Origin of the sequence: Arthrobacter sp. H41, assembly GCF_000520535.1 — a bacterium.
Classification (GTDB): Bacteria; Actinomycetota; Actinomycetes; order Actinomycetales; family Micrococcaceae; genus Arthrobacter_D.
Genome location: NZ_KI914800.1, coordinates 82,283 through 88,592 on the forward strand (window position 1 = coordinate 82,283; position 6,310 = coordinate 88,592).

The following is a 6,310-nucleotide window of genomic DNA, read 5'->3' on the forward strand; positions in this document are numbered from 1 at the left end:
CTGCGCCCGAGACGATCGCGGCGGCCGAGGAACCCAGGCCGCGGCCGTGCGGCAGGACATTCACCGTTTCGATCTCGAGCCCCGGGGACCGCCTGCCCACCCTGTTCAGGGTCGCGAGCAGCGACTTCGCCACGAGGTGGCGCTCGTTGCGCGGAAGCCCTTCGGCGCACTCCCCCGTCGGTGAGACCGTCGTCCTGCCCGAGTCCACCGAGCGCACCCGCACGGTGTCCCGGAGGGTCACCGCAAGGCCGAGCGTGTCGAACCCCGGGCCGAGGTTGGCGCTCGTTCCGGGTACTGTCACCTCGAACGATTGACCGACGGCGATCGAGGGACCTGCGGGGCTCGGCCGGACGGCGGACGGGTACGGCACGCTCAGCCCTCCAGCCCGAGTGCTGCCGCCACGCTCACGACGTCGAACTCCACCTTGGTGGGCTCGACATCCGAACCGTTGGCGGTCCGCAACGCCCACTGGGGGTCCTTCAGGCCGTGGCCGGTGACGGTGATGACGATGGTCTTGCCGGCGGGAACGAGCCCTTCGGCGTGCTTCTTGAGAAGGCCCGCGACACCGGCAGCCGAAGCCGGTTCGACGAAGACGCCCTCGCGGGAGGACAGCCACCGGTGGGCATCGAGGATCTCGTCGTCGGACACCGCCTCGATCAGCCCGCCCGATTCATCGCGCGCGGCCACCGCATAATCCCAGGACGCCGGGTTGCCGATGCGGATGGCCGTCGCGATGGTGTCCGGTTCGGTGATCGGGTGGCCCTTGACGAACGGTGCCGCTCCTTCGGCCTGGAAGCCCCACATCATCGGGGTCCTCGTGGCCACCGCAGGCAGTTCCCCCGCGTGCAGGGAGGCATAGGGTGCCGCGTACTCCTGATAGCCCTTCCAGTACGCGCTGATGTTTCCCGCGTTGCCGACCGGGAGCAGATGGTAGTCCGGGGCTTCACCGAGGGTGTCCACCACTTCGAACGCCGCCGTCTTCTGGCCCTCCAGGCGTGCCGGGTTCACTGAATTCACGAGGAAGACCGGGTACGCCTCGGCGAGCTTGCGGGCGACGTCGAGGCAGTTGTCGAAGTTGCCGTTGACCTGCAGCAGCTCGGCGCCGTGCGCGATGGCCTGGCTCAGTTTGCCGAGCGAGATCTTCCCATCGGGCACCAGGACGGCGCAGGTGAGGCCGGCCTGCGTGGCGTACGCTGCCGCGGAGGCCGACGTGTTGCCGGTCGAAGCGCACACCACCGCCTTGGCCCCGGCTGCGACCGCGGCGGTCATGGCCATGGTCATTCCGCGGTCCTTGAAGGACCCGGTGGGGTTCATTCCCTCCACCTTCAGGTACACGGCGGAGCCGGTGAGCTCCGAGAGGTGCTTCGCGAGCACGAGGGGCGTACCCCCCTCGCCGAGGGTCACCACCTCGGTGGAGTCGCTGACGGGCAGGCGGTCGGCGTATTCGCGGATGACTCCGCGCCACTGGTGTGCCATTTAGATTCCCTCTACTCTCAGGACTGATGTCACCGCAGTGATGACGGGGAGCCCGGCGATCTGCTGAACGGTCGCCGCCAGGGAAGCCTCGACGGCACGGTGGGTGACGATCCGCAGTTCCGCGGTGGGCGCGCCGTCCTGCCCGGTCTGGTCGATGCGCTGGCGCATCGTCTCGATGGAGACGCCGTTCTCGGCGAAGATCTGAGCGATTCTCGCGAGCACGCCCGGCTGGTCGGCGACCTCGAGGCCGATGCTGTAGCTCGTGCTCACGGTGTCGATCCCGCGTGCCGGTACGTGTCCGGTGGTCGTCTCGGTGCGGCCGGGACCACCGAGCACCATGCGGCGGGCAGCGCTGACGACGTCGCCGAGGACTGCCGACGCCGTGGGCGTACCACCGGCGCCCTGCCCGTAGAACATCAGCTCGCCCGCGTTCTCCGCCTCGACGAACACGGCGTTGAAGGCGCCGTGCACTGCGGCAAGGGGGTGGGTCCGCGGCAGGAGCGTCGGGTGGACGCGCACGCTGATACCGGGCTCCCCGCCGTCGTCGTTCCAGAACTCGGCGATGGCGAGGAGTTTGATGACATAGCCGTCATCCTTCGCCGCAGCGATATCAGCGGCGGTGACCGTGGTGATGCCCTCGCAGTGGACGTTCTCGAGCGCGAACCGCGTGTGGAAGGACAGCGAGGCCAGGATGGCGGCCTTCGCCGCGGCGTCATGCCCTTCGACGTCGGCGGTAGGGTCCGCCTCGGCGTACCCGAGAGCCTGCGCGTCCTTCAGGGCGTCCTCGAACGAGGCTCCCGTGGAGTCCATCTGGTCGAGGATGTAGTTCGTGGTGCCGTTGACGATTCCCAGGACGCGCCGGATGCGGTCGCCCGACAGACTGTCGCGGATCGGCCGGAGGATGGGAACCGCCCCGGCGACCGCCGCCTCGTAGGAGAGCTGCACGCCCGCGGCGTCGGCCTTCTCGTAGAGCGCCGGTCCGTCCTGCGCCAGCAGGGCCTTGTTGCCGCTGACCACCGATGCGCCGTGCTCGATGGCGCGGAGGATCAGTGACCGGGCGGGCTCGATGCCGCCCATCAGTTCGATGACGAGGTCGGCGCCCTCCACGAGCGCCTCCGCATCGAGGGTGAGGAGTTCGCGTGGGATTCGGGCGTCGCGGGTCGTGTCGAGGGACCGCACGGCGATCCCGGTCAGCTCGAGCGGCGCGCCTGCCCTCAGGCCGAGGTTCCCGGCGTCCTCGAGGAGGATCCGGGCTACCTGGGATCCGACGTTGCCGCACCCCAGGAGTGCCACGCGCAGGGGCTTGCGGGAAGAGAATCCAGTGCTGTTCATGCTGTCCGTTCGGCTCCTGAGCTGGGGGATGGGGATACCGGGGAACGGGGGACGTCCCGCGCCAGCAGGTCGTCCTCGGTCTCGCCGCGGACGATCAGCCGGGCCCTGCCTCCGGCCACTGCCACGACCGGCGGCCGCGGGATGTAGTTGTAGTTGCTGGACAGGGACCAGCAGTAGGCGCCGGTGCCGGGCACCGCGAGGAGGTCGCCCGCCGTGGTGTCTCCCGGGAGGTAGACGTCCCGCACCACGATGTCGCCGCTTTCGCAGTGCTTGCCGACCACGCGCGACAGGACGGGCTCCGCGGTCGGAAGCCTCGATGCCAGGACAGCCGAGTAGTCGGCGCCGTACAGCACCGGGCGCGCGTTGTCGCTCATGCCGCCGTCCACGGACACGTAGCGGCGAGGGTGGGTGACCGGATCGGAGGTGCGCGGCGCCGCGCCGCTGTCCACCTGCACCACCTTGGTGGTTCCCGCGGTGTAGAGGGTGAAGGTGGTCGGGCCCACGATGGCCCGGCCCGGCTCGATCGAGATGCGCGGAACGCGCAGGTTCAGCGCCGTGCAGGTGGTCCCGACGACGCCTGCCATGGCCTGCGCGATCTCCCGCGGCGGCCGCGGCGTATCCGCCTCGGTGTACGCGATGCCGTAGCCTCCCCCGAGGTCGAGCTCCGGGAGTTCGACGCCGTGGCGGTCCCGGACCTCGGCGAGGAAGCCCAGCAGCCTGCGTGCTGCGAGTTCGAAGCCCTCGGGCTCGAAGATCTGCGATCCGATGTGGCAGTGCACTCCCAGGAGGTTGATGCCCGGGTGCCGAAGCGCGGCCGCGACGGCCTGCGCGGCGGGTGAGGCGCCGTCGTCGTCGGCGGTGTCCGGATCGGTTGCCAGCGACATGCCGAATTTCTGGTCCTCGTGCGCCGTGGCGATGAACTCGTGCGTTTCGGCGTGGACACCCGGCGTGAGCCGCAGCATGACGTTGGCCGTGCGGCCGCGCTCCACCGCCAGATCGCCGACCATCGCTACTTCGGAAAGGCTGTCGGCCACGATCCGGCCGAGGCCGGCGTCGATGGCACGCGTGATCTCGGCGGCCGACTTGTTGTTGCCGTGCAGGCCCAGCCGATGGCCCGGCAGCCCGGCGCGGAGGGCGACCGCGAGCTCGCCACCGGAACACGTGTCAAGGCCGAGGCCCTCCTCCGACACCCAGTGGGCAACCTCGGAGCACAGGAAGGACTTGCCCGCGTAGAACACGTCGACGCCGCCGCAGAGTGCCCCGAAGGCCTCGTTGAAGGCGTCCCGGAAGCCTGCGGCGCGCGCACGGAAGTCGGTCTCGGAGACGACGTAGAGCGGAGTGCCGAACTCCCGCGCGAGGTCCTCCACGCGGACGCCGTCGATCTCGAGGACGCCGTCGGAGCCGCGGGAGACGTCCTCGGCCCACAACTTCCGCTCGAGGGCCGCCGGGTCTGCGGGTACGGTCAGCCAGCCGGGTGCCAGCTGCGATGCATCGACAGCCACGCCTACATCCTTTCCGGAGCCGAGACACCCAGGAGCGCGAGGCCGTTGGCCAGGACCTGCTGCGTGGCGTTGTTGAGCCACAGGCGGCTCCGGTGCACTTCCTCGACCGGCGCGTCACCGAGCGGGGCGATCCGGCAGGCGTCGTACCACCGGTGGTAGGTTCCGGCGAGGACCTCGAGGTGGCGGGCCACGCGGTGCGGTTCGCGGAAGGTGGCGGCGGAGGCCACCACGCCCGGGAACTGCCCGAGCGCGGCGAGGAGTTCACCCTCCGTGGGGTGGCTCAGCGTCGCCGCGTCGAAACTGCCGGTGTCGACGCCGGCCGAGACGGCGTTGCGCTCCACAGCATGCGTCCGGGCGTGGGCGTACTGCACGTAGAACACCGGGTTCTCGTTGCTCCTCTTCGTGAGCAGGTCGAGGTCGATGTCGATGTTGGAATCCGCCGAAAAACGCGCGAGGGTGTAGCGGGCGGCGTCGACTCCCACGGCGTCGACGAGGTCCTCGAGCGTCACCACGGTTCCGGCCCGCTTCGACATGCGCACCGGGGCACCGTCCTTCATCAGGTTGACCATCTGGCCGATCAGCACCTCGACGGTGTCCGGATCGTCTCCCAGTGCCGCTGCGGCTGCCTTCAACCGGGCCACGTAGCCGTGGTGGTCAGCGCCCAGCATGATGATGTTGAGGTCGAAACCGCGCTGGCGCTTGTTGACGAAGTAGCCGATATCGCCGGCGATGTAGGCCGGCGAGCCGTTAGATTTGATGACCACGCGGTCGCGGTCGTCGCCGAAGTCCGTGGACTTCAGCCACCACGCCCCCTCCTCGAAGAACAGGTTCCCCGAGGTCTTCAGCTGCTCCAGGAGACCCTCCACGAAGTGGTCGGCGAAGAGCGAATGCTCGTGGAAATAGACGTCGAAGTCGACACCGAAATCGTGGAGGGACTTCTTGATGTCGGTGAACATGAGGTCGACGCCGACGGCGCGGAACGCCTCGAGGGCTTCCGCCTCGTCCAGGGACAGGGCGTCCGGCTCCTGCCCCAGGACCCGGTGGGCGATGTCGTCGATGTACTCTCCGCCATACCCGTCCTCCGGGGCGGGGCTTCCCGAGGCGCTGGCGAAGAGCGACCGCGCGAAGCGGTCGATCTGCGCCCCATGGTCGTTGAAGTAGTACTCCCGGGTGACCTCGGCGCCCTGCGACTGCAGGATGCGTGCCAGGGCATCACCGACCGCCGCCCAGCGCGTACCGCCGATGTGGATGGGGCCCGTCGGATTCGCCGAGACGAACTCGAGGTTGATCTTCCGTCCAGCCAGGGCATCGTTCGTTCCGAAGCCCGCGCCGGCCTCGACGACGGTCCGGGCGAGTTCGCCGGCGGCGCCGGCGTCGAGCGTGATGTTGAGGAAGCCGGGACCTGCGATATCGACGCTCTTCACGCCCTCGATCGCGGCCAGGCGAGCACGGCGACTGGGCCACCAATATCGCGGCGTCATGCCGACCTTCTTGGACAGCTGCAGCGCGATATTGGTGGCCCAGTCGCCGTGCTCCCGGTTCTTCGGCCGCTCCACCCGGATCTCGGAAGGAAGCTCGATCGAGAAGTCACCGGCCTCGACTGCGTTCTTCAGGCATGCGGTAATAGCGGAGGAGAGTTGTTCAGGGGTCACCGCTCCAGCATAACGGCGCGCACCACGGAGGCTGATTCGTGTGACGGCGCACGCCCGTCCAAAACGCCGTAGGGAACGAAGTACTTGTTGACCATGCTGGAATGGGCACGCGCCCATTCCCATTCCGGGCCAGCGAGCGCTGTGCCTGCACCCGCTAGGAGACCTGCCGTGAATGCGAAGACTGCCAAGACGACCCCCGCCCGACGGGGCACGCCCGGCAGGAAGGTCCTGACTGCACTTGCGGCGGTGTCCCTGCTCGGCGCTGCCGGCTGCGCCGGTTCCTCCGATGCCGCCCAGAACGCCCAGGATGCTCCGGAGGCCGGGGGCGACACGACGTCCGCCGCCGCT

Annotated in this window: 5 protein-coding genes and 1 pseudogene; 1 reads left to right on the plus strand and 5 read right to left on the minus strand. The window is 69.1% G+C overall.

All coding sequences use genetic code 11. The features are described from left to right. The 5 genes from Y705_RS21355 to argS all read right to left on the minus strand — a co-directional run. The coding region (locus tag Y705_RS21355; protein ID WP_444826182.1) for a GHMP family kinase ATP-binding protein at positions 1-370 on the minus strand (370 nt) is incomplete at its 3' end. A gap of 2 nt (positions 371-372) precedes the next feature. Continuing rightward, the gene (gene thrC / locus Y705_RS0110655; RefSeq protein ID WP_026532836.1) at positions 373-1,476 is read right to left on the minus strand and encodes a threonine synthase; all 1,104 of its coding nucleotides are present in this window, start codon (positions 1,474-1,476) and stop codon (positions 373-375) included. Further along, positions 1,477-2,808, minus strand: a complete 1,332-nt coding sequence (locus Y705_RS0110660; protein WP_049822600.1) for a homoserine dehydrogenase — start codon at positions 2,806-2,808, stop codon at positions 1,477-1,479. Further along, positions 2,805-4,310, minus strand: a complete 1,506-nt coding sequence (lysA, locus tag Y705_RS19195; protein ID WP_049822601.1) for a diaminopimelate decarboxylase — start codon at positions 4,308-4,310, stop codon at positions 2,805-2,807. The genes Y705_RS0110660 and lysA overlap by 4 nt, the downstream gene beginning before the upstream one ends. A 2-nt stretch (positions 4,311-4,312) precedes the next feature. Then, positions 4,313-5,962 (minus strand): arginine--tRNA ligase, encoded by a 1,650-nt coding sequence (gene argS / locus Y705_RS0110670; RefSeq protein ID WP_026532838.1) that lies wholly within the window; start codon positions 5,960-5,962, stop codon positions 4,313-4,315. Between the two features lie 168 nt (positions 5,963-6,130). Between argS and Y705_RS0110680 the strand changes: the two are divergent. Beyond that, positions 6,131-6,310 (plus strand): annotated as a pseudogene (locus tag Y705_RS0110680) (hypothetical protein); the annotation flags it as partial.

What these genes read in the sequence shown, in the direction of transcription:
- thrC (WP_026532836.1), bottom strand. Translation starts at nt 1,476, where the DNA reads ATGGCACACCAGTGGCGCGGAGTCATCCGCGAATACGCCGACCGCCTG.
- Y705_RS0110660 (WP_049822600.1), bottom strand. Translation starts at nt 2,808, where the DNA reads ATGAACAGCACTGGATTCTCTTCCCGCAAGCCCCTGCGCGTGGCACTC.